The 24029-nt window shown below is 56.1% G+C and carries 27 protein-coding genes; 14 read left to right on the top strand and 13 right to left on the bottom strand.

The genetic code is table 11. The annotated features are described in order from the left end of the window. Positions 1-22 precede the first annotated feature (22 nt). Both FDP08_RS07720 and FDP08_RS07715 read right to left on the bottom strand, forming a co-directional pair. Complete coding sequence (locus FDP08_RS07720) at positions 23-535, bottom strand: MOSC domain-containing protein (RefSeq protein WP_137435407.1); 513 nt, start codon at positions 533-535, stop codon at positions 23-25. Further along, positions 528-1073 (bottom strand): nucleoside 2-deoxyribosyltransferase, encoded by a 546-nt coding sequence (locus FDP08_RS07715; RefSeq protein ID WP_137435406.1) that lies wholly within the window; start codon positions 1071-1073, stop codon positions 528-530. Before FDP08_RS07715 ends, FDP08_RS07720 begins: the two co-directional genes overlap by 8 nt. Before the next feature lie 136 nt (positions 1074-1209). Between FDP08_RS07715 and bcp the strand changes: the two genes are divergently transcribed. Further along, positions 1210-1665 (top strand): thioredoxin-dependent thiol peroxidase, encoded by a 456-nt coding sequence (bcp, locus tag FDP08_RS07710; protein ID WP_137435405.1) that lies wholly within the window; start codon positions 1210-1212, stop codon positions 1663-1665. A 113-nt stretch (positions 1666-1778) separates the two neighbouring features. Here the strand turns inward: bcp and FDP08_RS20580 are convergent, their stop codons facing one another. Both FDP08_RS20580 and rlmF read right to left on the bottom strand, forming a co-directional pair. Then, entirely contained in the window at positions 1779-2300 is a 522-nt protein-coding gene (locus FDP08_RS20580; protein WP_137435404.1) for an FAD-dependent oxidoreductase, read from the bottom strand. Between the two features lie 44 nt (positions 2301-2344). Continuing rightward, the gene (rlmF, locus tag FDP08_RS07700) at positions 2345-3277 is read right to left on the bottom strand and encodes a 23S rRNA (adenine(1618)-N(6))-methyltransferase RlmF (RefSeq protein WP_137435403.1); all 933 of its coding nucleotides are present in this window, start codon (positions 3275-3277) and stop codon (positions 2345-2347) included. Between the two features lie 233 nt (positions 3278-3510). Between rlmF and FDP08_RS07695 the strand changes: the two genes are divergently transcribed. After that, on the top strand, positions 3511-3753 hold the full coding sequence (locus FDP08_RS07695; protein ID WP_137435402.1) for a hypothetical protein: 243 nt from the start codon (positions 3511-3513) through the stop codon (positions 3751-3753). A gap of 159 nt (positions 3754-3912) precedes the next feature. Here FDP08_RS07695 and FDP08_RS07690 read toward each other — a convergent pair whose 3' ends face one another. From FDP08_RS07690 to FDP08_RS07670, 4 genes are all read right to left on the bottom strand, one after another. Further along, a complete protein-coding gene (locus FDP08_RS07690) occupies positions 3913-4197 on the bottom strand; it encodes a DUF3175 domain-containing protein (RefSeq protein WP_137435401.1) in 285 nt (94 codons plus the stop codon). Positions 4198-4349: 152 nt separating this feature from the next. After that, positions 4350-4649, bottom strand: coding sequence for a 2OG-Fe(II) oxygenase (locus tag FDP08_RS07685; protein WP_137435400.1), 300 nt, complete (start codon positions 4647-4649; stop codon positions 4350-4352). Between the two features lie 672 nt (positions 4650-5321). Further along, a complete protein-coding gene (locus FDP08_RS07675) occupies positions 5322-6068 on the bottom strand; it encodes a class I SAM-dependent DNA methyltransferase (RefSeq protein WP_137435398.1) in 747 nt (248 codons plus the stop codon). A gap of 155 nt (positions 6069-6223) precedes the next feature. Beyond that, on the bottom strand, positions 6224-6520 hold the full coding sequence (locus tag FDP08_RS07670) for a hypothetical protein (protein ID WP_137435397.1): 297 nt from the start codon (positions 6518-6520) through the stop codon (positions 6224-6226). Positions 6521-6714: 194 nt separating this feature from the next. Here FDP08_RS07670 and FDP08_RS07665 point away from each other — a divergent pair, with 194 nt between their 5' ends. From FDP08_RS07665 to FDP08_RS07650, 4 genes are all read left to right on the top strand, one after another. Continuing rightward, positions 6715-7194 carry an FKBP-type peptidyl-prolyl cis-trans isomerase gene (locus FDP08_RS07665; RefSeq protein ID WP_137435396.1) on the top strand — a complete coding sequence of 160 codons (480 nt, stop codon included), beginning with the start codon at positions 6715-6717 and terminating at the stop codon, positions 7192-7194. Between the two features lie 18 nt (positions 7195-7212). Further along, on the top strand, positions 7213-8991 hold the full coding sequence (gene radD / locus FDP08_RS07660) for a DNA repair helicase RadD (protein WP_137435395.1): 1779 nt from the start codon (positions 7213-7215) through the stop codon (positions 8989-8991). An 83-nt stretch (positions 8992-9074) separates the two neighbouring features. Further along, positions 9075-10787: a mechanosensitive ion channel family protein gene (locus FDP08_RS07655; protein ID WP_137435394.1), complete on the top strand. Its 1713-nt coding sequence runs from the start codon at positions 9075-9077 to the stop codon at positions 10785-10787. Continuing rightward, the gene (locus FDP08_RS07650; RefSeq protein WP_228263258.1) at positions 10784-11014 is read left to right on the top strand and encodes a hypothetical protein; all 231 of its coding nucleotides are present in this window, start codon (positions 10784-10786) and stop codon (positions 11012-11014) included. Before FDP08_RS07655 ends, FDP08_RS07650 begins: the two co-directional genes overlap by 4 nt. Here the strand turns inward: FDP08_RS07650 and FDP08_RS07645 are convergent. Continuing rightward, on the bottom strand, positions 11004-11606 hold the full coding sequence (locus FDP08_RS07645; protein ID WP_137435393.1) for a TetR/AcrR family transcriptional regulator: 603 nt from the start codon (positions 11604-11606) through the stop codon (positions 11004-11006). The two genes, FDP08_RS07650 and FDP08_RS07645, sit on opposite strands and share 11 nt — an antisense overlap. 137 nt (positions 11607-11743) lie before the next feature. Here FDP08_RS07645 and FDP08_RS07640 point away from each other — a divergent pair, with 137 nt between their 5' ends. Further along, entirely contained in the window at positions 11744-12202 is a 459-nt protein-coding gene (locus tag FDP08_RS07640; RefSeq protein ID WP_137435392.1) for a styrene oxide isomerase, read from the top strand. A 236-nt stretch (positions 12203-12438) separates the two neighbouring features. Here FDP08_RS07640 and FDP08_RS07635 read toward each other — a convergent pair whose 3' ends face one another. Continuing rightward, complete coding sequence (locus FDP08_RS07635) at positions 12439-15132, bottom strand: cation-translocating P-type ATPase (RefSeq protein ID WP_137435391.1); 2694 nt, start codon at positions 15130-15132, stop codon at positions 12439-12441. A 148-nt stretch (positions 15133-15280) separates the two neighbouring features. Then, positions 15281-15688 (bottom strand): hypothetical protein, encoded by a 408-nt coding sequence (locus tag FDP08_RS07630; RefSeq protein WP_137435390.1) that lies wholly within the window; start codon positions 15686-15688, stop codon positions 15281-15283. A gap of 150 nt (positions 15689-15838) precedes the next feature. Between FDP08_RS07630 and FDP08_RS07625 the strand changes: the two genes are divergently transcribed. Next, positions 15839-16621 carry a helix-turn-helix domain-containing protein gene (locus FDP08_RS07625; protein ID WP_137435389.1) on the top strand — a complete coding sequence of 261 codons (783 nt, stop codon included), beginning with the start codon at positions 15839-15841 and terminating at the stop codon, positions 16619-16621. Positions 16622-16736: 115 nt separating this feature from the next. Beyond that, positions 16737-17177, top strand: a complete 441-nt coding sequence (gene trxC / locus FDP08_RS07620) for a thioredoxin TrxC (RefSeq protein ID WP_137435388.1) — start codon at positions 16737-16739, stop codon at positions 17175-17177. A 43-nt stretch (positions 17178-17220) separates the two neighbouring features. Here the strand turns inward: trxC and FDP08_RS07615 are convergent, their stop codons facing one another. Beyond that, positions 17221-18522 (bottom strand): flavin-containing monooxygenase, encoded by a 1302-nt coding sequence (locus FDP08_RS07615; protein ID WP_170978986.1) that lies wholly within the window; start codon positions 18520-18522, stop codon positions 17221-17223. A gap of 232 nt (positions 18523-18754) precedes the next feature. Here FDP08_RS07615 and FDP08_RS07610 point away from each other — a divergent pair, with 232 nt between their 5' ends. From FDP08_RS07610 to FDP08_RS07600, 3 genes are all read left to right on the top strand, one after another. Further along, positions 18755-20140, top strand: coding sequence for an FAD-binding oxidoreductase (locus tag FDP08_RS07610; protein ID WP_137435386.1), 1386 nt, complete (start codon positions 18755-18757; stop codon positions 20138-20140). A 118-nt stretch (positions 20141-20258) separates the two neighbouring features. Continuing rightward, positions 20259-20735: a sll1863 family stress response protein gene (locus FDP08_RS07605; protein WP_137435385.1), complete on the top strand. Its 477-nt coding sequence runs from the start codon at positions 20259-20261 to the stop codon at positions 20733-20735. A gap of 298 nt (positions 20736-21033) precedes the next feature. After that, positions 21034-21981: a DUF4124 domain-containing protein gene (locus tag FDP08_RS07600; protein ID WP_137435384.1), complete on the top strand. Its 948-nt coding sequence runs from the start codon at positions 21034-21036 to the stop codon at positions 21979-21981. Here FDP08_RS07600 and FDP08_RS07595 read toward each other — a convergent pair. Beyond that, on the bottom strand, positions 21976-22977 hold the full coding sequence (locus tag FDP08_RS07595) for an MBL fold metallo-hydrolase (RefSeq protein WP_137435383.1): 1002 nt from the start codon (positions 22975-22977) through the stop codon (positions 21976-21978). The genes FDP08_RS07600 and FDP08_RS07595 overlap by 6 nt on opposite strands. Positions 22978-23140: 163 nt before the next feature. On the opposite strand from FDP08_RS07595, the gene FDP08_RS07590 reads away from it, so the two are divergent. Then, positions 23141-23521 carry a DUF6152 family protein gene (locus tag FDP08_RS07590; RefSeq protein WP_137435382.1) on the top strand — a complete coding sequence of 127 codons (381 nt, stop codon included), beginning with the start codon at positions 23141-23143 and terminating at the stop codon, positions 23519-23521. 8 nt (positions 23522-23529) lie between these two features. Beyond that, positions 23530-24015, top strand: coding sequence for a hypothetical protein (locus tag FDP08_RS07585; RefSeq protein WP_137435381.1), 486 nt, complete (start codon positions 23530-23532; stop codon positions 24013-24015). Positions 24016-24029: the final 14 nt, after the last annotated feature.

Here is a 24029-nt window from a genome sequence, read left to right as displayed (position 1 = left end):
CTGCGAGAAAACCGGGACAGATTTATTTTCCAGTCTGCCTGGTGCCCAGGCAGGCCTGAACCTCGTCACCAAGCGCCACCGCACCCCCTTCAACCACCCGCGTTGTAATACCCCCATGCCCGCGCATGGCGTTGTAACCGCCCGGTCCAAGCGACGTTTCCATTTTGCTGCAGGGGTGGCAAAGGCCTGTGTATTCCAGCTCCACATTTCCGATTCGGAATCGCTTGCCTTTCAGAGCCAGCAAATTCAGGCCAGACACCACAATGTTTCGCCGGAAAACCTCGGGTGCGATGGCCTCCCGCTGCAGGCAGGAGGCGATGGCGTGCAGGTGCTCTTTCTGGATCAGGGTCACTTGCCGCTTGCTGGCTTCGCGGCCCTTGAATCGGTCTCCTTCCAGGCCTTTTCCGGGTGTGATCGCTACGCTATCGAGTGCTTCCATGGCCTCACCACGGGCGGGGCGGATGCCGATCCATTCCACCCGGCCGGTTTGGGGGAGGGTGTCGAACAGGGTTTGTAGTGGGGTTTGTTCAGGCATGGGCCAACGCTCGCACACAGCGGCGGAACAGCTCCGCCGAGAAGAACCGGTGTTCGCCTGGCTGCTCTGCCACGAACAGCTGACCACCGGAATCGCTGATTCCGCCTTCGATCATCAGGTTGTCACTCATCTCAAAATCCTCAATGGTGTGGCCCAGTTCGTCCAGGCTGCTTGAGCCCGCCCGTTCCCGGTAGCAACGGCTGTCCATGGTAAATCCGAAGGCGGGCTTGCCCTGTCCGATCATGTAGCCCACCTCAAAGACGGTACCCGGGTCCGCGCTGATGCTTCGAAAGGGAGTCAGGTTGGCGATGATGGCATTGCAGCTGTCCATCAGTTCGCGGTTGGCCTGGTAGATTTGCTGACCGCGCGCCGGTTTTGCTTCGTCGTCTGAAACTACGAGCTCCGTGTCCAGTGGGTCCACACCCTCAAATCCGTATTCCCGGAGCAGGCGTTTTTTCTCGGCGACGATGGTCTGGTGGTCTTCAGCCGGAAAGAAGACTTCCGGGCCGGCGAGGTAGATTCGTTTTGGCTTTGCCATGGGTGCCTCTGAGAGCTGATGAAACTGCAGGATAGCATCCGGTATTTTCGGGGTAGGACCTCCAGGCAGATTTTACTCTTAACTTGTACCGGATTCGTATATCGTTAGCCTTGGATTTTGTAAGGAGGAACACCCTATGAGCTGGGAAGGCAAAAGCGCACCCGATTTCACGCTGGAAGACCAGGAAGGTAAAAAACACTCTCTGTCGGATTATCAGGGACAGAAAGTCCTGCTCTACTTTTACCCACGTGACGACACGCCCGGCTGTACCATCGAGGCTCAGCAATTCCGGGACCGGCTGGACGAACTCCGCAGTCATGGCGTGCAGGTGCTGGGTGTGAGCCGGGACACGGTTCGCTCACACGAGAAGTTCGCCCGGAAAGAGTCGTTGAACTTCCCGATTCTGGCGGACCCCGAAGAAGTGGTGGTCAACCAGTACGAAGTGCTCAAACAGAAAAACATGTACGGTAAACAGGTGATGTCCGTGAACCGGGAGTCGTTCCTGATTGATGAACAGGGTGTGATTCTGCGCCATTACGGCAAGGTCAAACCGGCCGAGCATGTGCAGGAAATATTGGATGACCTGGCGTAATTAACAACTGCATCACACACATTTCTCATCCGGGAATCACTATATGAGTCTGGCTATCGCATTACATGTTCTCTCGGCCGTGATCCTGTTGGAGAGCGAGGGCAAGCAAGGGCTTACTTGCGGGGCTTGATTGTTCTTGATCCGCTTTCTTCATAACGGTCAACCGCGGTCAAGATGCCTTCAATCAATTTAACGCCTGCAAAACGCAGGATGTTTCCCGGAGGCATGGGAATCGCCTTACGGTTCACGACCCAGAATTTGGTGAGGCTTGTGTCTTTCCCGAGAACGAGGTCGGCTATTAGTCTTTTGCATATAGGCCTGGGCTTCGCGGGTTTTTCTTTTCTCCAGCGCAGCTGAGTCACTTCTGGCTCAACGCCAAACAGAGTCATGTTAAAGCCGCCATTGCGGCCGGATGCGCCAAAGCCTATTTCGTTGGCATCGAGCACCATAACGCGCTTTGTTTTGTCGTCTTTACGGATTTCTCTTGCGCAGGTCAGGCCTGTGTATCCAGCTCCAATAACCAATACGTCGGTTTCATAGGAACCGTGAGGAAGGGCGGTGTTGGCGGAATAATCGCCATATTTGTATTGCCAGAAGGAATGGTTGCTTATCATGGCGTCGTTCAGTTCCGGCATCGTGTAGCTCCCTTCTCATAATCATGCGCCACCTCGGTAGCGGCTCAGAGGAATGTCCAGGCCAATACCCTGGTAATCTTGTTTCCCTGCTTCATCTCTATTTCCCGAATATCAACGGCACCGAGCTTGCGAATCAACTTCTTTGCAGGTTTAACATTGTCGGCTTTTGAAACCAGGCTGGTGAACCAGCGGCATTGAGTTGAATACACCTGGCTTTCTCTTATCAGCTTTTTCAGAAACAGCTGTTCGCCCCCTTTACACCAAAGCTCTGCTCCCAGCCCGCCAAAGTTGAGAGTGGGGGATTCGGTTTTTGCTTTCTGTTCACCGCGGCTACGAGCAAGGTTATTGCGTTTAAGCTGGCTACCTTTAAGTGCTTCTTCGGGCGAGGCATGGAAGGGTGGGTTGCATACGCTGACGTCAAAGAACTCCCCGGCTTGAATGATCCCTTCAAACATGTGGTTTTTGTCTGGCTGCGTGCGCAGCGTGAAGCGTTCTTTGAGGGTGGGGTTGTTGGCGATAATGGTGGCGACGTTCTCAAGCGACTGGGTGTTAATGTCACTACCGACACACTGCCAGCCGTAAATCTGGCAGGCCAGTAGCGGGTAGATTCCATTTGCGCCAGTGCCAATATCGAGCAGCCTGATGCTGGGCTGTTCAGGCCCCAGCAAGTCTGCCATGTAATGGATATAGTCGGCTCTTCCCGGGATTGGAGGGCAAAGCGCGCCCTCTGGAATATCCCAATCGACGATGTTGTAGTACCGGGTTAATAATGCGGCGTTGAGAACTCTTACTGCCAATGGGTCTGCGAAATCGATGGAAAGGTCGCCATGGGCGTTCGGTTTCACATGGGGCGCTAGTGCCGGGTGGCTTTTTACGAGAGCCGGGAAGTCGTAGCCCTGGTTGTGTAGATTCCTCGGGTGCAGGCCTTTGCGAACAGGCTTGGCCTGGCTTTTTTCACTTCGATGGAGGCTGCTCACAGTCATAGGCCCGGGGCTTGGAGTTCAATAGTAGGATGGGGCTGGCTTGGTCCGTGAGTATAATCTTAAAGTATGTGATGCATGAAAACATGATGCGCAGTTGTTTTGCACGGAGCCCATAGTGACAAGGCCTGGTTGTTACAGTTCCCGGAATAAGTTTGAGCCGTCTGCGCGGCCCATTGCCCCCCGATTGTCTATACTCAATAGGGTCCTGTTAAAAAGGAGGAACTGACATGCGGTATCTTGCGGTTGTGTTATTCACGGTTTTCTTTGCGGGCAATGCCCTTAGTGGCCAGTGCCCGAGCCTGGTTAAACAGATCGATCATCAACTGCAGTCAGCGCAACTGGACATTAAGGCTGAGGCCAAGGTTAAAGAGCTCCGGGATCGGGGTGAATCGCTGCACAATCAGGGTAAACATTCCGAGGCTGAGATTGCGCTAAGAAAAGCGATCGATGAACTGGACGCTGCGTTGTAAGGGATAATCAATAGCAAAACCACGCTGTCCATGACGTACCCGAAACCGGCGCAGCCGAAGAGCAGCGCCAGGAAGATATCTGCGGTTTCCAAGGGGTGAGGTCCTCCGGTCAGTCTGCCCTGGAAGGTGCGGGCTATATTTGCTCGATTCGGACAGGACTTACTTGCGGGGCTTGCCGAAAAGGTCGCGCAGCTCATCCTTTGCAGCCTCAAGGCGTTCTCTTTGCTCCGTGGAGAGTTGTTTTCCCGCCCGATTGATGTAAAACGTCAGCATCGACATGGCTGACCGATAAGGGTCTGATTTGCGACGCTTGCTCTCCTCGGCAGACTTCTTCAGAGAGCGGGCGATTTCCCGGGGATCTTCCAGAGCGAATACGCCGTGCTCAAGGTTCAGGGCATCACTGGATTCTGTCACCTTCTGCGACCAGCGCTCAGATTTATCCAAAACTTACCTCCAGTCGTGTGGCAAGACGTTATTTATAACCATATCAAGAGAAGGGCGTTACGCAAGGGGGAAGCGAATTGAATCAGAAAGGCTCACTCACCTTCCATGGTTTTATCTAATCAGGTGTCCTGTTGCTTCCTGATGGTTTGCTCTCAGCCTGTAATCGCAAAACTGAGCAGCCAGCGGTTACCACGCTCGATCTTTGATACCCGGTGCTGATAAAGATCCGGGCGAAACAGGTAGACCCGCCCGAACAGGTTGAAAATATTCTTCTCACAAGTGAACTCGCCACCGGCTGCGGGTTTGACCAGAACGCAGTTCAGTTTGTAGAGCCAGCCTTCTGAAACCATGTCCACATGGGGCACTACCTTATGGCCCTGGGGATATCGAACCAGGTATATGCTGAGCCGTCTGGAATGAAACAGGATCCGGGTTTTTACGTTTGTTGCCATTGGGTGTGCGTTCACTATGTAAGGGTGACAGGCCAAGTCTGCGCGGTCTGGTTGGGTGCGGTCAACCTGACGGCCCGGGGCGATTGTGCCCGTTTCCGGCTCCGGCGGGTGAGACATGCGCCAGCAGTCGATCAACGCCTGCTGACATTGCATCAGATATTTATTTTTAGAATTTGAGACCTAGCGGAGACCAGTCAAATCTATCGTCTGAATGGTAATATTAAGCCGGCCATGCTCATGGGGCGTTACCTGGTCCGTGAGAAAATCTCAGTATTTTTGTTCAAACATCGTTTTGCCCGGAGCCCGAAATGATTAAGCCTGGTTGTTACAGTTGTCGGAAAAAGTTCGAGCCGTCTGCACTGAGGGTTTCTTACTCGAGAAACTACTGTGAGGGCTGCGGTGTGGGGCTGTTTGGTGAGGATTACTTCAGTTTCTCCAGAAAGCCCGCCCCAACTATCCGGAAAAACCTGGCTATCCATTTTGCCGCGCTTCTTTTCGGGGTTGCTTGCCTGTTGTTATGGTTTTATTGAAAACTGCGGTGGAAACCGGAAAATTCCCGGCTTTCCCGGATCAGCATATAGCGATAACCTCAACTACACTTCCTGTGAACCTACAACGATGCCGCGCCGGCGCTTTGCGTTGGTATGAGCCTATAAACAAGGCAACATTACTCTAGCTCTTTACGCAGACAAACAGGGCGTTCCCGGACTGCCCGTCCCAAGGCTCTATCTTGCCGTAGTCGTGCTCGAATATATGAACCTCGAAAAAGGGTTCCAGCAACTTTGCAAGCTCTTCGAAACCCAACGCCACCATGGGATGCTCGTCCTTCCAGGTCTCGCTGACATTTTGCGTGGTTTTTTTGATCCGCAGCTTGAGTGACTGTTGCTCACCATAGCCGCGGTAGTGCCAGCCCGAACTGAATGTGAAAGCACCGCCCTGGTGCTCTGCGGTATGGGTTACAAACAGGTTGTTGTTGATCTTGTTCTTGTCCACTGCATTGAAGCAGAAAACGCCATTGGCCTGCAGGGCATCGTGTACGCTGGTGATGCAGGATTTCAGGCGGTCGATGTCACTGCTGTAGTGAATCGAATACAGAAAGCAGGTGATCAGATCGAAAGGCTGGTCAAAGGCAAAACTGCCAATGTCACCCAGGGTGAACTCGGCTTCAGGGCAGCGCACTTTCGCTTTATCCAGCATAGGCTGATTGATGTCCAGGCCCTGGCTTTGGTAGCCAAAGTCGAGGAAATGCCGAATGTGGGGGCCGGTTCCACAGGCCAGGTCCAGGTGACTGTGACCGCCGTTTCCGAACAACTGGTTAAGCCTGCGCACGCCGCTGCTTTGTTCCGGGTAGTCGATGTCGGCACACATCAGGTCGTAATAACCGGAGAGGTCGGTGTAGAGCTTGGTGGACGGTTGCATGACGGCTCACTGGGCGGGGTAGGCGGGCTGGCCGGCAGTATAGCAGAAGGTGTATGAAGGCGGTGTGGCGGGTGACATCATCGAACTGCCGGATTGGTCAATTCGACACACCCATGCTTACATCACGAGGGGTATTGAGCTCAGGTCCGATAGGGTTACTCGTCCATATCATTATCCGAAGTAGACTCCCGATCATCCTTTTTCTGCTTGCCAGACTGGTCTTTCGTTTCCGGGTCATTTGTGCCAGTTGCGTCATCTGTATTGTATTTGGACTTGGTGGACTCATCGTGTAGCTCAGAGTTCTGATCCTCGGGTTCAGCATGTTGGTCCATATCCTGCTCTCCCAGATCCTTATCCCCATTGCCGCCTTCTTGGGCGAGCAAAGCAGCCGAACCCAGGGCTATGGCCGGTGTGATCAAGGCATAAAAGGCGAGTGAATGTAGCTTTTTCATAGATTTCTCCTTCGAATACGATGTTTCATACGGAATTCCGGATGATCCTTTAATCTAAGCTCAGGAAGTTGTGCTTATCAACTCGGCATACTGCTCTATCTTATTGAGCCGGCCGTTGAGCGCCGGTGCTAACCATCGTTTCTGGCGCCACTGCTGGTTATAATGACGAACTTTGAACCGTCGCAGAGAACTCTATGCCAATCGAAAAGAATCAGGTGGTCTTGTTTCACTACAGTGTCAGTGATGACCAAGGCAACGTTGTCGAAAATTCCCGGGGCGGCGAGCCGAACGCCTACCTGCATGGTCACGGCGGCATTATCCCAGGTCTGGAAGAAGCCCTGGAAGGTCGCGAGGCCGGCGATACGTTCACCGTCACCGTCAGTCCGGAAAAAGCCTACGGACCACGCAAGGCCGATGCCGTGCAGCGCGTGCCTATTAAGCATTTGATGGGTGCCAAACGCTGGAAGCCGGGCATGATTGCCCAGGTGGAAACCGAGCAGGGGCCGCGCCATGTAGTCGTCGCCAAGGTCGGCCACAAGTTTGCCGATGTCGACACCAACCATCCGATGGCCGGTAAAACCCTGACCTTTGATATCGAAGTCATTGAAGTACGCGCTGCTGACACGGAAGAGATTGCGCACGGCCACGCGCATGGGCCGGGCGGGCATCATTGAACGATTAAGCCCAGCAAAATGAATGCGCCTTTTACGCTGCGGCCTTACCAGCAGGAAGCGGTGGATGCCACGCTGAGGCATTTTCGCCAATCCGATGAGTCTGCCGTTATTGTTCTGCCCACCGGTGCGGGTAAGAGTCTGGTCATCGCCGAGTTGGCCCGCCTTGCCCGCCGGAAGATTCTGGTGCTGACCCACGTAAAAGAGCTTGTGGAGCAGAATCACGCCAAATACCAGAGTTATGGGTTAACGGGCGGCATCTTCTCCGCCGGGCTGAAGCGTAAGGAAAACCGGCATCAGGTGACTTTCGCCAGCGTCCAGTCCGTATCGGCGAATCCGGATCAGTTCAGGGATGAATACTCGTTGGTCATCATCGATGAGTGCCATCGGGTCAGCGGTGAAGAAACCAGCCAGTATCAACGGATCATCGAGCTGCTGCGGCAACAGAACGACTCCCTCAAAGTGCTCGGGCTGACCGCCACACCTTATCGCTTGGCCATGGGCTGGATTTATCGCTATCACTACCGGGGCTTTGTCCGAGGTGAACAGGAGAAGCCTTTTCAGCACTGCATTTATGAACTGCCGTTGAGCTATATGATCAATCGGGGGTACCTCACCCGGCCTGAGTTGGTGAACGCGGCGGTGACGCAATACGATTTCTCCGCGCTGCCTCAGGATCGCTTTGGTGAATACGCTGAGAAGGACGTCAACCAGCTGCTGAGCAAACATAAGCGTGTGACCCGTGCCATCATTGAGCAGGTGATGGAGCTGGCGGCTGAGCGCAAGGGGGTGATGGTTTTTGCGGCAACGGTGGAGCATGCCCGGGAGATCACCCGCTATCTGCCGGAACACCAGACCGCCCTGGTGACCGGCGCGACCGATCTGCATGATCGGGATCTGCTGATTCGGCGCTTCAAACAGCGGCAGTTGAAGTATCTGGTGAACGTGTCCGTGCTCACCACGGGCTTCGATGCGCCCCATGTGGACTTTATCGCCATTCTTCGGCCTACCCAGTCGGTCAGCCTGTATCAGCAGATCGTGGGCCGTGGACTTCGTTTGGACAAAGGCAAGCAGGATTGCCTGGTGATCGATTACGCGGGCAACCACGTGAACCTGCATCACCCGGAGGTGGGGGAGCCGAAGCCGAACCCCGACAGTGAGCCGGTGCAGGTGTTCTGCCCGGGCTGTGGGTTTGCCAATATCTTCTGGGGCAAAACCGATAGTGACGGCCGAGTGCTCGAGCACTACGGCCGCCGTTGTCAGGGGCTGCTGGAGCTTGCGGTAGAGGGTGGGACTGCCTTGCAGAACGGGCGTCCGCAACAGTGCGATTACCGTTTTCGTTTCAAGGAGTGCCCACACTGCGGTGGCGAGAATGACATTGCGGCCCGTAACTGTGGGCGATGCTACAAAGCCATCATCGACCCGGATGATCAGCTACGAGATGCGCTGAAACTCAAAGATGCCATGGTGATCCGTTGCGCCGGGATCACATTAGGTGCCCAGGCCTCCAAGACCGGCAGCAAACTGAGGATTACCTATCACGGTGAGGATGGGGAGGAACTTAGTGAGTCGTTTGATTTCGACAAGCCGGGCCAGCGCAACGTCTTTAACAAACTGTTCGGGCGTCGTTTCGCCGATGGTCAGGCTCCGAAAATGTTCAGGAGGGCGGATGAGGTGCTTGAGATGCAGGGCTTATTACCGGCACCGGATTTTGTGATTGCCCGCAAACAAAAGCATTATTGGCAGGTGCAGGAACGGATCTTTGACTATCAGGGGGGCTATCGCAAGGCGTGTAAATAGAACCGTCCCGGTTTTTCCCCGGCGTTTTCTTTCTTCTATAGTGATATAGACCATGGATGCACCTCAATGCCGGTAGGACGCGAATGAAAAAATATGCGATAGGGTGGCTGGTCGTTGCTCTCGTGTTTTCCAGCCTGTGCGTGGCGCAGACGGAAGACAAAGAGATGCGATGGTTTTCCATCGATTCGTTGAATGTGGGGCTTGATGCACCCCCCGAGGCGGTCAAGCGGCAGACGCCACGCGAGTCGGTCCGTAGCTTTTTTGACCTCACCAAACAGGAGGAGTTTGAGGCGGCGGCGCACCTTCTCAATCTTTCCAAGCTGAGTGCTGCAGAACAGCGCGAGAAGGGTAGCGAGTTAGCGAGGCAACTCGCCGCCGTTCTCAGGCGTGGCGAGTGGATCGATACCTCCAACCTGTCCGGCCGGCAGGATGCCGCCATTGTAGATCCGTCGGGGAAAAATCCCCTGGCAGGGCAACCACGACGCAATCTCCAACTCGCATCACTCCGTGCCGAAGGGCAATCCTATGATATTCGTCTGGCCCGATACCGCGTGGGCGAAGAGAACCCCGTCTGGCTGATCACGCCGGACAGTCTGTCCTCCGTCCCTCTGCTTTATGAAGAATACGGCCCCTCCTGGCTGGAAGAGCATGTGCCGCAGCGTTTCAAGTCAACGTTCGGCTCGCTCCAGATCTGGGAGTGGATCGCTATTCCAGTTTTCCTGCTGGGGGTAGGTTCCGTGGGGTGGTTTGTTCATCGCCTGGTCGGACTGGTGGCACGATGGCTACCCTCCGGCTCGCCCAGCATCTTCGCTGGCGAGATCAGGCTGCCCATGGCATTAGTCGTCATGACGCTCGTGGCCCAGGCCCTTCTCAATTACGTGGTATCCTTCTCGGCCGTGGCGACGACGTCTTTCCGCATACTGCTGATCACCATCCTGGCCTGGGGCATCGGTATGATCGCGCTGCGTTTCGTGGACGTGATCCTGCTGAACATAAAGCGACGTCTGGTGGGAGAAATCGATGACACCAAACCCCGGGATGAACGCAAGTTATTGACATCGCTCTATGCGGTGCGGCGAGGCATCATCCTGGTGACGGTTGTCGCAGTCACCATCTACATACTTTCGCAGATCGCGCTTTTCGAGACGCTGGGCATGACCCTCCTGGCCTCGGCCAGTATCCTGACGGTTCTGCTGGGTATTGCGGGTCAGGCAGTGCTGGGCAATATTCTCTCTTCATTTCAAGTGTCGCTCGCCAAGCCCATACGAATGGGTGACCTGGTCGTCTTCGAGGATCAATGGTGCTATGTGGAAGGCATCTTCTATACGTTCATTCGTTTGAGAACCTGGGATGAACGCCGTTTGGTTGTACCGGTCCAGTACTTCACCTCGAAGCCCTTCCAGAATTTGTCGGTCAAGAGTGCCAAAATGTACAGGATGATAGAGCTGTCGCTTCATCTGAACGCCGACATCGAGTGCCTGAGGGACAAATTCAAGGAGTTCGCCGAGGCAGAAAAAAACGTCATCGAGCACCACAAGCTCTCGTGCTTTGTCACTGCGCAGACCGAGGCTGCCCAGAAGGTTTCTTTCTACCTCATGACCTCCGAGCCCTTTGCCGGCTGGGAGGCCGAAATGAATGTCCGTGAGAAGTTGCTGGCATTCATCCGCGACAACCACCCCGAATGGTGGCCGAGGGAGGTGGTGGTCGCCAGCCACCACGACATGGCTCTCGGGAAAAGGCCAACGGCCAGCCCGGCGACCGTTGCAGACGGCCCCGACGCAGGAGACTCAACGTGATGCTAAAACGTAGCCGGCGCTGGTTTTTCGCTTTTTTCCTTAGTTTCCTGCTCTCCAAACCGACCCGCCGTAACTTTGTGGTGCGGCTAATGCACAACTTTAACCGGGGTGATCGCACCCTGGCGTATTACCTGGTGGATGATAATTACATTGGCGGGGTAAGTATGTTGGGTTTGGACTGGAGGCGTTGGTTGCACGAACAGGGTAAAGGAGTCATCAGGCTCTAGCCTTCTTTAACCACTGGCACACCAGCTCTGCTGCCGAGCGGTCATCAATACCCATTTCGGAGATTGTACTCCATGTATCGATATCCATAGCCACCCGGAGCGTTGCGCGATAAGGTTTCGCGTTGGCGCCTAGCTTCCCCTCTGGCACCAAAGCGTCCTCAAGGCTTTGCAGCAGCTGCATCCATCCGTTTTCAACCACATCTGCCAGGGCGGGCATAGTCTTCGCGTCCCGCATCACTTTTCCCATCATGTCGTAGGTACGGCGGTAGTAGTCGTAAAGTAATCGGAGTACGCAGGCGGCCCGCTTTAGCTCATCCGGTTCTGCGAGTGCCTGCGCAAAATCTGGCGGAGGATTATCGGCAATCCAGTGATCACTACAGGCACGAAACATCGCAGAGTCATCAGGGAAGTGTTTGTACACCGTTACGCGGCCGACACCCGCCAGGTTTGCAATGTCACTAATGGTTGTCTGCGCTGGCCCGACCGTTCTGTGTAACTCAACGACCGCTTCGGTAATCCGTCGCCGGGTCTGTTCTTCCTGTTTTGCCCGAGTGGTTTTGCGGTAGCTACGTTTCGGGGAATTAATCGACATACAGGCTGTATACTCAATATTGACAGGCGCATGAACGAGGGATAATCTCTCGTATTGAATATACACAGTGTATTCCTAAATTGAGTGGAACGCGAGTCGGGGGCGGGTCTCCCTGACTACAATCAGGGGGATAACTCATGAATAACGCATCTCTGCCGACTGGCATCAACCGCGAGCGCCGACTTTACCAACTTGGCATCCTCTTGTTTCTCATGGGGCTGTTGACCGGATTTCTACTGCCGTTAATGGAGAATGCCAGAATGGGGCTTTCGAGCCACCTTGAGGGCATCATGAACGGAATGGTGCTGATTGTGCTGGGTGTGATCTGGCCCAAGCTTCGGCTGGGCCGCACGGCCGAAAGAATTGCATTTGGTCTTGCGGTATTCGGTACCTACACCAACTGGCTGGCCACGCTGGCTGCCGGCTTTATCGGTGCAGGGTCATCCATAATGCCGATCGCTGCTGCAGGCTTCGAGGGCTCGGCGCTACAGGAAGGCCTCATTGCCATCGCCCTGACATCGCTCTCGGTGGCGATGGTGGTGGTTGCTTTGATGGTGCTGTGGGGAGTCTGCGGTAAGGGAAGTCAGGTTGGATAAGTGATATCGCCTCCAGGTATTCCGTTTCGTGGGAATGATCTGTCCCCGCGGCCTGAATTTTAGCCCGTCACTCTCCGGTCGATCATTGTGACCGCGATGCCAAAGGCTCTGTGGAAGACTGGATTGAATGGCCAGAGGTCGAGAAACTGGCTCGACAGATGAAACCGCTTTTTGTGATCGTTGCTTACCTTGTCGCTGTCACATTGCCGCCTTGACACGATTCACGAAAGGGGAAGTTAACCTACGGAAATCGGGTGATCGATCAGATTGCCTGCCTGCGATTGCCTCCTGATCAGCATCTTGTGCAACTCCTCCACGGCGAGAAGGCTCATGGCGAACGCGAGCAACTGCAACCATTCCTCCATTGAAATCGGCTGAATCTGCAGGACATCGGAGAGGCCCGGGGTATACATGGCACCAATGTGGGCGAGTTGCGCGAGGGGAACAGCCAGCATCAGGAAAGGGTTTCTAAGCAGGGGCATGCTAAACAGGGAGCGGAGCTCCGAGCGGCTGTTCAGCGCGTGGATGTTGCCGAAAAGCACCATCAGCATCAGCGTCAGGTTACGGGCTTCCTCAACACTTTGGCCCTGTTCGAGCGTCCACTGGAAATTCAGGAATGCGACGAGGCCCATCCATGATCCCACCACCAGGACATGCTGAATGATGTGTTTATCGAACACGGGCTCCTGAGGTGAGCGCGGCTTTACTGACAATTCGCCGCCTTCCTTCGGTTCAAAGGCCAGGGCCACGTCCTGGAAGCCGTTTGCAACCAGGTTTAGCCAGAGCAACTGTACCGCGATCATGGGCATTGGCAGACCGGCCAGTACACAAAACAAGAAGAGCAGGATCGCCGAGAAACCGGTGGCAACCAGCAGCCCGATAACCTTGCGGATATTGTTGTAAACCACGCGCCCCTGCTCGATGCCGGCGACAATGGAGGAAAAATTATCATCGGTAACGATCAGGTCCGCCGTTTCCTTGGCCACATCCGTGCCGCGCTTGCCCATGGCGATTCCCGCATGGGCCTGCCGCATGGCCGGTGCATCGTTGACGCCATCCCCGGTGACCGCGACAAAATGCCCGTCTCGCATAAAGCTGTCCACAATCTGGGCTTTCCTGCCAGGTTCTATGCGGGCGAATACCCGGGCCTGGCGAATGAGCTGGTCGACGGCCTCCTGGCCCCTGGTGCTGGCTTCGTCCAGCATTGGGCCGGTAACAACCTTTGCGTCCGCGTCACACAGGCCCAGTTCCAGGGCGATCGATTTTGCGGTAGCAGGATGGTCGCCTGTGACCATGGCCACTTCAATACCGCCGGTGCGGCACTTTTCGATGGCGTCAAAGGCTTCATGACGGAGCGGGTCGATCATGGCGACCATACCGAGAAAGACCATATCGGCCATCTCATGGTCGCCGGGTGACGAGGTTTTCTTCGCCAGGGCGATAATCCGATAGCCCCGGGAAGCGAGCTCGGTGAACTGGCTTTCGAGGGCTGGTTTGTCGATTTCTGTGGAGCCGTCAGTGGTTGCCATGCGGTTGCACATGGCCAGCATCTTTTCAGGGCTGCCTTTGGCGTAGATAACGGTTTGATCGCCGACCCGGTTGACCACACCGCTGTAGGCCTTTTCCGACTCATAGGGGATCAGGGCTACCTGCTCCTGCCGGGTTCGCAGGTCAGAGATGGACATGCCCAGCTTCTTGGCCATGACCAGGAAGGCGATGTCCACGATATCACCCTGGGAAACCCATTCGCCGCCGCTATAGTCCAGGTGGCTTTCATTGGCGAGGACGCCTGCGATACAGAGCTCCCTGAGGGTGTCCTGGTCCGGGCCTACCTGGGCTCCGGCATGGCCGGTGATCTCTCCTCCCGGGGCCACGCCTTCGCCTGTGACATCGAACTGGCGACCATCAGGCAGCATCACCTTGCGAATAGTGAGTTCGTTGACGGTCAGGGTGCCGGTCTTGTCGGAGCAGATGAGGGTGCAGGACCCCAGGGCTTCCACAGCCACAAGCTTGCGGATGATCACGTTGCGCTTTGCCATCCGGGTCATGCCGATGGCGAGGGCAACGGTCAGTGCGGCAGGCAGACCCTCGGGAATCACCGATACCGCCAGGCCGATGGTCATCAGAACCATGTCTTCGACTGAATACCCGCCATCCAGGATCATCAGGCCGGCCAGGGCGGCAATGGCCACCAGAATGCCAAAGGCAACCTGGTAGGTGAACTTTCGGATCCGGATCATCAAGGGCGGTTCGGCAGACGTTTTGCCGGTGACTCCCTGGGCGATCTTGCCAAGCTGGGTATCAGAGGCGGTCGCTATCACCCGGCCGCGTCCCCGCCCATGGGTGATGATGCTGCCCGCAAAGCACTGGTTACCGCGCTCTGTGAGCGGCGTACTGTCGTCGCTTGCCGCGCCGGCATTCTTGGCAACCGCCAGGGATTCCCCCGTCAGCATGGACTCATCCACCGCCAGGCTGCTGGCGCTGAGCAATTGAATATCAGCCGGCACCTTGTCGCCGGAGGAAAGCAGAACAACATCGCCTGGAACGATCTCTTCGACTTCAACGGTTACGATCTGGCCATCCCGAAGTACATGCGCGGTACCTTTCATCAGTTGCTTCAACGCGGCAGCCGCCTTCTGGGCCGAAAACTCCTGGACCGTGCCGATAAGCGCATTGATCAGCAGGACGATCAGGATGAAAACACCGCTGGGGGGCTGGCCGAGGGCAAACGAAACCACGGAAGCGATCAGCAGGATGTAAATGAAAGGGCTGAGGAATTGCCGCGCAAAAAGCTCCAGCACACCCGGCATGGGAGGGGTGGGCAGCTGGTTGTAACCATATTTCTCCAGGCGTGCACTGGCCTCCTGGTTGGATAGCCCGTTGTCAGCGGGATCCGGTGTGATGGGTTGCTCTGGGGCTGCGCTGTTCATAGTTTTTATCGGGCCATGCAGGATAGGGAGTGCCGTGTACAGGAAGTGTAGCCCGCTATTTTTACCCCGGTCCATCAATAGCTTCGACCGCTTGTGTGGCTGGCAGGGTGCCGCTCAGCCACACATTTTCAATTGCAGGGAAGGGCCATCATCTGAACGCCGGCTGGTGCGGTTTACCCGCAGCAACCCGTTTCATCCACGCCATGTCCAGCGGAACCAGTACGTTCAGGGCGAACAGCACCCAGCCCAGGGGCTGCAGGCTCTGCGCAAACCACACCATCAAGCCAAGGGACAGCAGGCTCCAGGTTACATCGGCAGCAATCATCAGGTTCAAGTATCGCTCCTGCCACTGTTCATTGATGGCCATGGCGGCCATATCCACGCACCACAGCAGCATTATAATGCCGACCACCAGGTAGAAGGTTGCGCCGGGGCCGCCTGCCCACTGGGCAATCGGCTCGGCGGCCAGAATGAGAGCCAGCGCCAGGGGCGTGGAGAGGAATACATCGCTCAGGATGATTTGCTTCACGCTGAATCGACGGACTAAGTTTTTCATAGGATCACCTCAATCGGGTTTCGCAATGTGTTTGACTACGCTACAAAGCTTCTACCCGGGCGGAGATAGACTCAATTACCTGTGAGGTAATGGTGTAGCCTACCCTCGGCCAGCATAATGGCGGAATACTCGCAATTGACAGGAAACCCAATGAGCGCCTTCGGTACGCTGTTCAGAGAAATGCGGCAGGGTAAGCGCCTGAGCCAGATGGATTTCGCCCTTGCGTGCGAGGTGTCGGCGAAGCACATCAGCTTTCTGGAAACCGGCCGCAGCCAGCCCAGCAAAGGTATGGTTCTGCATTTAGCCCAGATGCTGCAATCGGATCTGGCCGGAACCAACCGGCTGTTGTCGGCGGCGGGGTACAGCCAGGTCTACTCCGACCAGGATTTGAACGCGCCCGGTATGGCCATGATCAGGGATGCGCTTGAGCATCTGTTGCAGGGGCACCTGCCGTACCCGGCTGTGGTGTTCGATCACGAGTATTATCTGGTTATGGCCAACCAGGCCATGCAGGAGATGATGGCAAGAATGGTGGCGCTGGGCGCTCAGTTTCCGGCCCGGCCGAACTTTCTGTTGTCGCTGTTGGATGGTCACGGCATAAAACCCTTCGTGGGCGATTGGGAGAATATCGCCTGCCATATGCTGCAACGTGTCTACCATGAGCATCTTGCCGGCCCGTTTCGGGATCAGCCCAATCGATTGCTGGAACAGGCGCTGACTGTGCCCGGCGTGCCACAGACCTGGAAAAGCCACGTGGTGGAACACCTGGACTACCCGGCGATTCCGTTTACCCTGAACCTGGGAAACCAACAACTCAGAATCTTTTCCACCATCGCAACCATAGGCACGCCCCTGGACGTTACCGCCCAGAATTTGCGGATTGAGCATTTCTTTCCGATGGATGAGGACAGTAAGGCTTATTGGCAAGGCTGACGCATGCATATCGGTGTCATACTTTACTTCAATCCCGGTTGCGCCCAACCCCGCTTGATTTCTCTCGATCTGCCCTGATTATTCAAGTCAGTATGCAATCAAAGGCAGATAGATAATGACCGATATTCGACACCTCGTGTGTCCGCATTGCCACAAAGTGAATCGCGTGCCCGCCGATAAGCTGTCATCCGGCGGCAATTGCGGTGCCTGCAAACAGCCGCTCTGGCCGGATCAGGTTCTGGAGCTGGGGGACCAGAGCTTCAGTGCCCATACCGCACGCAGTGATGTGCCGGTACTGGTGGATTTCTGGGCCAGCTGGTGCGGCCCCTGTAAAGCGATGGCGCCTCAGTTCGAGCAGGCTGCGAAAGCCTGGCGGGGAAAAGTGCGCTTTGCCAAGCTGAATACCGAACAATCGCCCGGGCCGGCCGGCCAGTTTGGTATTCGCAGCATACCCACGCTGATCCTGTTCCAGAATGGCCGGGAAGTGGCGCGCCAGAGCGGTGCCATGAACCAGTCGCAGATCAGCCAGTGGCTGCAGTCCAACGGTATTCGGTAGCCGCGATTTTCATGCCCGGTCATTCGGGGGAAAACGGGGACGTTCAGGGGATAGGCATTGATCGTTTCCAGGGATGGCATACTGCGAGCCAGAGATACTTCAGGTACCAGATCCCGAGCGGATAGTTTCCCCGGTCCTGCGGCGCCAGTAACTTGACCAGATCAAAATGATTCGTGAAGGCTTCGCAAGGCGCCTTCACAAAAACCGGTCTGCCCCCGATATGAGACATGATGGACTTGGCCACATGGGCATAGGCCCAGGGCGTCGAGGTATTAGTGTCGAGCACTCCTGGTGCCAGCAGGAAGAGATTGGGAGCGTCGGCGGAGAGGAAGCCGGAGTAGCAGCGACTGCCAATCTCGTTGAGGTTTTTTGCCTTGTTAAGCGCCTCCAGGCCGAGATAGCCGAAGTCAACACCATACCCAGTACCCCAGAGTAGCAGATCGGTTTCCAGCGCTTCACCGTTTGAGAGCTCGATGGTCTTGCCGCGGAGTGAGCTTACTTCGCCTTGATGGCGCTCAATGCTGGCAAAGTTAGTGAGCATCCCCGGCCGGCCCGGGATGAGCTGGTCGCGGCGGATGTCGAAATCGCCCTCTGGCATTATCTCGTTGATGCCTGCTTTCGCGTACCTCGCCCGCAGGTCTTTGTTGGACAGTCGGTGGACCAGACTCGCTGGCAAGCAGAGCATCTGATACCTGGCCAGAACCCGCATGTCGATGCCAAAGTGTTTGCCTCGGCGCGTCGGCCGCATCCACTTGGTGGAGCGATAGAGCCACACGACACTGCGAGCACCGTGGGCGAAGCAGAGATCCAGAAGATCATAGGCGGACGCACCGCCGCCCACCACGGTAACCCGCTTGTCCCGCAATTCCTCGGGATCGCGTAAGGCGGAGGAATGATATTCAGTGATCGAAGAATCGATCCGCTCGACGTTTGGGACGACAGGGCGGTTGTGTCCACCGGTGGCGGCAATCAGCCACTTCGCTTCGTGTGTTGCTGTATCTGTGGTCAGCCTCCAGCCCTTCTCGCACGGCCGGGCACTTGTTACGGACTCATTCAGGCGGATGTAGGGCGATAATTCAAAGCGTTCGACCCAGGCTTCTATGTTACCCAGAATGCTGGGCTGGTCCTCTCCGGCGAGCGGTAAATTGCCAAGCGTCCAGTCTTCCTTGCGGAATTGAATGTCCTGCCAGGACGGGAGGTCGCGCCATAGACCACCGATGTGGTCACCGCGCTCAAGAAGCAGCGCGTTCAGCCCGGCGTCTTTGGCATACTTCAAGCAGATGATGCCGCCAATGCCTCCGCCCACGATAACCAGATCAAGGCCTTGATTGGTGCTCTGAATCATCGGGTACTCCTGCGAATGCGGTGGCATCCCGAAGAGGGTAGGGGTGATCGACGCATTGCGTTCAATTATTAAGCTACACCCTCCTGATTCCCAGCGCCAATATTCCCGGTTTTCCTGACTAAAACCGGCTAACAGTTCCGCCATAGTCCTTAAACAGTCTAATAACCCGCTGGTGTTCCTGCTGAAACGGCGGAGGATAAAGGGTGGTGCCTTATGGGGCGAGGAGATGGCTATGACCAGGTTACAGCAAGGAACGATAGACACCTTCAGGGGGCAGTTCGGTGGCCCTGTGTTTGAGCCGGCAGACGCCGGGTATGACGAGGCGCGCCAGATCTGGAACGCCATGATCGACCGTAAACCGGCGCTGATAGCCCAGTGCCACTCGGTGAAGGATGTGGTGGCCGCGGTAAACTTCGGGCGCGATCAGTCGATGCTGGTTTCGGTCAAGGGAGGTGGGCACAACATCGCGGGCAACGCGGTGTGCAACGATGGTCTGATGATTGATCTGTCGAAAATGAAGGATGTAGAGGTCGATGTTGAAAAACAGCGTGCCTACGTGGGGCCCGGCTGCACGTTGGCAGACTTTGACGCTGCAGCCCAGTTGCATGGATTGGCAACGCCGCTGGGTATCAATTCCACAACGGGTGTCGCGGGACTGACCCTGGGCGGCGGGTTTGGCTGGCTCAGCCGGAAGCATGGGATGACCGTTGATAACCTGATCTCTGTGGACATGGTGACTGCCAACGGTCGCCAGACTCGCGCCAGCGCCACCGAGAATCCGGACCTGTTCTGGGGCACGCGGGGCGGTGGTGGTAACTTCGGGATTGTCACGCGGTTCGAGTTCCAGCTGCACCCGGTGGGGCCGGAGTTGTTGAGTGGGCTGATGGTGTTCCCCTTCGACCAGGCCCAGTCGGTGGTGACGCAGTTTGCGCGTTTCACGGAAACCATGCCCGATGAGCTCAATATTTGGTTGGTTATTCGCCATGCACCGCCGCTGCCCTTCCTGCCTGAATCGGTTCATGGCGAGCCGATCGTCGCCCTGGCGATTTGCTACGCCGGGGACCCGGAAGCTGGCAAAAAGCTGATTGCGCCGCTGCGTTCATTCGGCGAGGCTCACGGAGAGCATGTTGGTATTCAGCCCTACGTCAACTGGCAGCAGGCCTTCGACCCCTTGTTGGCGGAGGGTGCCCGGAATTACTGGAAGTCCCACAACTTTGTGAAGCTGACCGACGATGTGATCCGGGTTGCGCTGGAGTTTGGGGACAAGCTGCCATCGCCCCACTGTGAGATCTTCATTGCCTCCATTGGTGGCGAAACCGGCCGGGTGGCGCACGATGCCATGGCCTATTCCAGCCGCGACGCCAACTATGTGATGAACGTGCATGCACGCTGGGAAACGTCTGAGGAAGATGAGCATTGCCGCCAGTGGGCGCGCGCATTCTTTGAGGCTGCCAAGCCTTATGCCAGCGGCGGTGCTTACATTAATTTTCTTTCGCACGATGAGGCTGACCGGGTAGAGTTTGCCTACGGGGCGGCTTATAAGCGCCTGGTGAAGGTAAAGCAGAAGTATGATCCGGATAACCTGTTCCGGGTGAATCAGAATATTCGACCTGGTTAGGGGGAGGGTGTCCATTGAGAACGTGGGGCACGTGCAGGTTCCATTGCCTGGCTGGGTGATAGACTGATTATCAGAAGGACTGAGATTTTCAAATGTGATTCAGAGGAGGTAACAGACCGTGCGATCCCCATTGCGATTACAGGCCAGCGCCTTGCTGCTGGCCATGGTGCTGCCGCTGGCCCAAGGGCACGCCGCTGAGGATGACGGTGATGCGGCCATGGAATCATTGCGCCAGGAGGTGCAGAGCCTTAATCAGGAGCTGGCGGATTTTACCGCCGAGCGGCGGGAACGATTGATGGCGGACATCGACGACGTTCTCGGCGCCATTGATGCCCGCATAGTGGCAATGGACAATCGTCTGCAGGAGGATCGGGATGCGACCGATAGGTTGGCCCGGGCCCAGGCGCAGACCGCGCTGGCATCACTGCGCGGGGAGCGGTCGCGGGTGACTGAATGGTACCAGCGTATGCAGGACAGCACTGATTCTACCTGGGAATCCATGAAGGACGGCTTCAACGACGCCTTCGACAAACTCTCCGAGGCCTGGCAGAGCGCAGAGGAAAATGTCCGCCAGGTTCTCGAGAAGGACTCATAGGGCCCGGCAGGTTCATGCATTGAGCCGCTTTACCATCCTGGCCCATGCCCTGTTCTCCCAGATCAGTTTCCCCTCGCTACCTTGTGCGACGAGCACGGCACCTGAGCCCAGGGCTAGGGCCTGGTGTAATCTATGCGTAAAATGCGAGCGAATGTAGGTTTTTCAAAGGACTCTCCAGCGAACCGAGTGAGATTTCTAATCTACGCTAAGGGAGTTGGGCTGGTCGGTGCGCTAGGGCGCTAAAGAGTCAGACTTAAGGCCACAGCAACTAATTCACCTCGCCGTCGGGTAAATCGCAGTGTTTAATAGGTTAAGGAAAGCCGTACATCCAGTCGTTGTGTTTTCGCTCTTTTTAATCATTGCAAACTCAGGTTATGCAGAGATTTATAAATGGGTTGATGAAGACGGGAAGATTCATTTCAGCGACCGAAAAGACCACAGCGTTGAGCAGGAAGTTGTCAACGTGAATCCGGGCGCGTCGAAATGGTCGCGTTTTGATATCAAGGTTAAAGCAGTAGATGTAGAGCTGAGTGACGAGGAAAACCAGCAGATCGTTGACGGCGTGAACAACGTCTATGAGTTTTTTGATCGTGTGATGTCCTTTGACATGTACAGGACCGTGCCCGTCAACATCCTGATTTTCAAAGATAGGGCTGAATACCAGAAATACCTGATTCGCAATAACAGAGGCACGGCGGTTGCGTCGTACGGCCTGTATATACCCTCTGAGCATCAGATAGCGGTCTATGTGCGGGAAAACAGGAGCCTCACCTTTAAAACGATCAAGCACGAGGTGAGTCACGCGGTCGTCGATACCATCGTTCCTTATGCGCCTGCCTGGTTAAATGAGGGCCTTGCCGAGCAGATGGAGATGCTGGAGCGTGATGAATCGGGTTTGTATTTTGAACGTCACCAGGAAAATCGGTGGGTTGTCGCTCAAGCCCGTGAACAGGGCCGTTTGACGGACATCGACCAGTTTCTGAGACTGTCCAGCAATAAATGGCGCCATTCAGAAATGTCGGGTCACGGGAGCTTGCGGGCTCAGTCCGGTCAGTTCCTTAGTTTCCTGCTCTCCAAACCGACCCGCCGTAACTTTGTGGTGCGGCTAATGCACAATTTTAACCGGGGTGATCGCACCCTGGCGTATTACCTGGTGGATGATAATTACATTGGCGGGGTAAGTATGTTGAGCTTGGACTGGAGGCGTTGGTTGCACGAACAGGGTAGAGGGGTCATCAGGTTATAGTCTTAGGTGAGGAGACCACACCTCCCCATGTTGCATTACCCGAAATTCCGACTCACTCAGGCCCTGTCTCTCCAATGCCAGCCGCAGTCGCCGGGGTGGCTCGTCCATGGGTTCATCGGTTAGCACAAACGTGCCCCAGTGCATGGCTACCGACTGGCGGGCACCAATATCCTGGTGAATCCTGACCGCCTCTTCCGGCGCCACGTGCACCGGGGCCATGAACCAGCGCGGGTCGTAGGCGCCGATGGGGAGCAGCGCCAGATCAATGGGCGCAAACAGCTCGCCAATATCGCAAAACACCTGTCCATAACCGGTATCTCCGCCAAAATAGAACTGGAATCCGTCTATTTCCAGGAGCCAGCTACACCAGAGCGAGGTGTTGGTGTCGGTGGCAGTTCGCCCGCTGAAGTGCTGGGCCGGCAGGCAGAATACTTCGTTTTCGGCAGCCAGGGGGGTCGATTGCCACCAGTCCAGTTCCACCAGATTCCGGATGCCACGCTTCTCGAACCAGCGTCGCAGCCCCATGGGAATGCAGAAGCACAGGTTATCCGCGAAACGTCGGTGCAACTGGCGCACCGTTGCTTCGTCGAGATGGTCGTAGTGATTGTGGGAAATCAGTACCAGGTCGATCGGCGGCATTTCCGCCACTGTCAGGGCTGGCGGCGTGAACCGCCTCGGTCCGACCAGCCGGAAGGGACTGGCGCGGTCCGACAACACCGGGTCGGTAAGCACACTCAGGCCCCGATACTGGAACAGGAATGACGCATGTCCCAGCCAGACCAGTTGTGGCGCTGCCGGCGGGTTCGTCAGCAAGTGGGCATCCGGGCGCAACAGCGGGTAGCGTTTACCCGGCGGGAAACGGCGCCCGGGGGCCAGTTGCCAGCGTAGGAAATCCCCCAGGCCATGCTGCTCCACGCGCTCCAGGTTGCGGTACCTGCCCTGGTAAAAATGGGGTTTTGCGGCAAGGGCTGCCAGGCGTTCACGGTCGACGGTCATGGATCGGGCTCACCCGTTTTCGATGAAGGAGATTTGTGATGCATAATGCCAATAATAACGATAGCCGGCCGGTAATTCCGCCACATCCGGATTGTCGAATATACTGAGGTATGGAATTTGCGGTTTAGGTTACCCTGATAAACCCGCCACAGGAGGGCTGGATATGCCTCAGCTTCGTTTTGCCTACCTGCTCGGTTTTGCTGTCCTTGCTGCTTTTCTCGCTGCCTCTGCCACTCAGGCTCATCATGGTTGGGCCTGGGCAACAGATGAGGAATTTGAGATCACCGGTACCATCAAGTCAGTCCGCCTTGGTAATCCCCATGGCGAGGTCACGATAGACGTCGATGGCGAGGAATGGGTTGTGGAAGTCGGGCAGCCCTGGCGTAACGACCGTGTCGGGCTGAGCAAAGAGATGTTGAGCCAGGGCCGGGAAATTACCGTGCACGGCCATCGCTCCGCCAAAGAAGGTGAACGGCTGGTCAAAGCTGAGCGGGTTGTAATCGACGGGAAGGACTACGATTTATATCCCGACCGTACCTCCTGAGCTCGGGGATGATTGAGCAGGCGCTGGTCTCCGTCGAGGATTTGGCTTTTGTCTCGACTTTGCGCAATTCCACGTTTATGTACCCGCTGGTCAACGCCGGGCATATTCTCGGGGTTTCGATGCTGGTCGGCGGCATTGTGCCGCTGGATTTACGTTTGCTGGGACTCTGGCGCAAGTTCCCCGTGATGGTGTTTGTCGATGTGCTTCGAATCACATCGGCGATGGGTTTGGGGTTGGCGGTTGTCTGTGGTGCGCTGTTATTCGCTACGGCGGCCGTGGACTACGCCGGGTCGCTGTTGTTCCAGGCCAAGATTGTGCTTGTCTTGTTGGGTGTATCGAACGCGTTGATTCTGGGGCAGGTGTTGAAGCACCAGAATATACGGAGCTTCCCGATGAAGGCCTCCATGCCTTTCTCCCTGAGGGCAGCGGCTGTGCTGTCCTTGGTAATCTGGGTCAGTGTGTTGCTCCTGGGCAGGCTATTGGGGTACTTCTGAGCTGGCGCTGGAAT

The sequence above is a fragment of the Marinobacter panjinensis genome (assembly GCF_005298175.1).
GTDB lineage: Bacteria > Pseudomonadota > Gammaproteobacteria > Pseudomonadales > Oleiphilaceae > Marinobacter > Marinobacter panjinensis.
The sequence above is the reverse complement of the archived record's forward strand: the minus strand, read 5'-3'. Positions and strand labels throughout refer to the sequence as shown.

Excerpts from the sequence above, each read along its gene's own strand:
- FDP08_RS07595 (WP_137435383.1), bottom strand. The coding sequence starts at position 22,977 with ATGACCGTCGACCGTGAACGCCTGGCAGCCCTTGCCGCAAAACCCCAT.
- FDP08_RS07615 (WP_170978986.1), bottom strand. The coding sequence starts at position 18,522 with ATGATTCAGAGCACCAATCAAGGCCTTGATCTGGTTATCGTGGGCGGA.
- FDP08_RS07655 (WP_137435394.1), top strand. The coding sequence starts at position 9,075 with ATGAAAAAATATGCGATAGGGTGGCTGGTCGTTGCTCTCGTGTTTTCC.
- FDP08_RS07670 (WP_137435397.1), bottom strand. The coding sequence starts at position 6,520 with ATGAAAAAGCTACATTCACTCGCCTTTTATGCCTTGATCACACCGGCC.
- FDP08_RS07685 (WP_137435400.1), bottom strand. The coding sequence starts at position 4,649 with ATGGCAACAAACGTAAAAACCCGGATCCTGTTTCATTCCAGACGGCTC.
- FDP08_RS07635 (WP_137435391.1), bottom strand. The coding sequence starts at position 15,132 with ATGAACAGCGCAGCCCCAGAGCAACCCATCACACCGGATCCCGCTGAC.
- FDP08_RS07675 (WP_137435398.1), bottom strand. The coding sequence starts at position 6,068 with ATGCAACCGTCCACCAAGCTCTACACCGACCTCTCCGGTTATTACGAC.
- FDP08_RS07720 (WP_137435407.1), bottom strand. The coding sequence starts at position 535 with ATGCCTGAACAAACCCCACTACAAACCCTGTTCGACACCCTCCCCCAA.
- FDP08_RS20580 (WP_137435404.1), bottom strand. The coding sequence starts at position 2,300 with ATGCCGGAACTGAACGACGCCATGATAAGCAACCATTCCTTCTGGCAA.
- FDP08_RS07610 (WP_137435386.1), top strand. The coding sequence starts at position 18,755 with ATGACCAGGTTACAGCAAGGAACGATAGACACCTTCAGGGGGCAGTTC.
- FDP08_RS07665 (WP_137435396.1), top strand. The coding sequence starts at position 6,715 with ATGCCAATCGAAAAGAATCAGGTGGTCTTGTTTCACTACAGTGTCAGT.
- FDP08_RS07640 (WP_137435392.1), top strand. The coding sequence starts at position 11,744 with ATGAATAACGCATCTCTGCCGACTGGCATCAACCGCGAGCGCCGACTT.
- FDP08_RS07645 (WP_137435393.1), bottom strand. The coding sequence starts at position 11,606 with ATGTCGATTAATTCCCCGAAACGTAGCTACCGCAAAACCACTCGGGCA.
- radD (WP_137435395.1), top strand. The coding sequence starts at position 7,213 with ATGAATGCGCCTTTTACGCTGCGGCCTTACCAGCAGGAAGCGGTGGAT.
- FDP08_RS07625 (WP_137435389.1), top strand. The coding sequence starts at position 15,839 with ATGAGCGCCTTCGGTACGCTGTTCAGAGAAATGCGGCAGGGTAAGCGC.
- FDP08_RS07590 (WP_137435382.1), top strand. The coding sequence starts at position 23,141 with ATGCCTCAGCTTCGTTTTGCCTACCTGCTCGGTTTTGCTGTCCTTGCT.
- bcp (WP_137435405.1), top strand. The coding sequence starts at position 1,210 with ATGAGCTGGGAAGGCAAAAGCGCACCCGATTTCACGCTGGAAGACCAG.
- FDP08_RS07715 (WP_137435406.1), bottom strand. The coding sequence starts at position 1,073 with ATGGCAAAGCCAAAACGAATCTACCTCGCCGGCCCGGAAGTCTTCTTT.
- FDP08_RS07585 (WP_137435381.1), top strand. The coding sequence starts at position 23,530 with ATGATTGAGCAGGCGCTGGTCTCCGTCGAGGATTTGGCTTTTGTCTCG.
- FDP08_RS07695 (WP_137435402.1), top strand. The coding sequence starts at position 3,511 with ATGCGGTATCTTGCGGTTGTGTTATTCACGGTTTTCTTTGCGGGCAAT.
- FDP08_RS07630 (WP_137435390.1), bottom strand. The coding sequence starts at position 15,688 with ATGAAAAACTTAGTCCGTCGATTCAGCGTGAAGCAAATCATCCTGAGC.
- trxC (WP_137435388.1), top strand. The coding sequence starts at position 16,737 with ATGACCGATATTCGACACCTCGTGTGTCCGCATTGCCACAAAGTGAAT.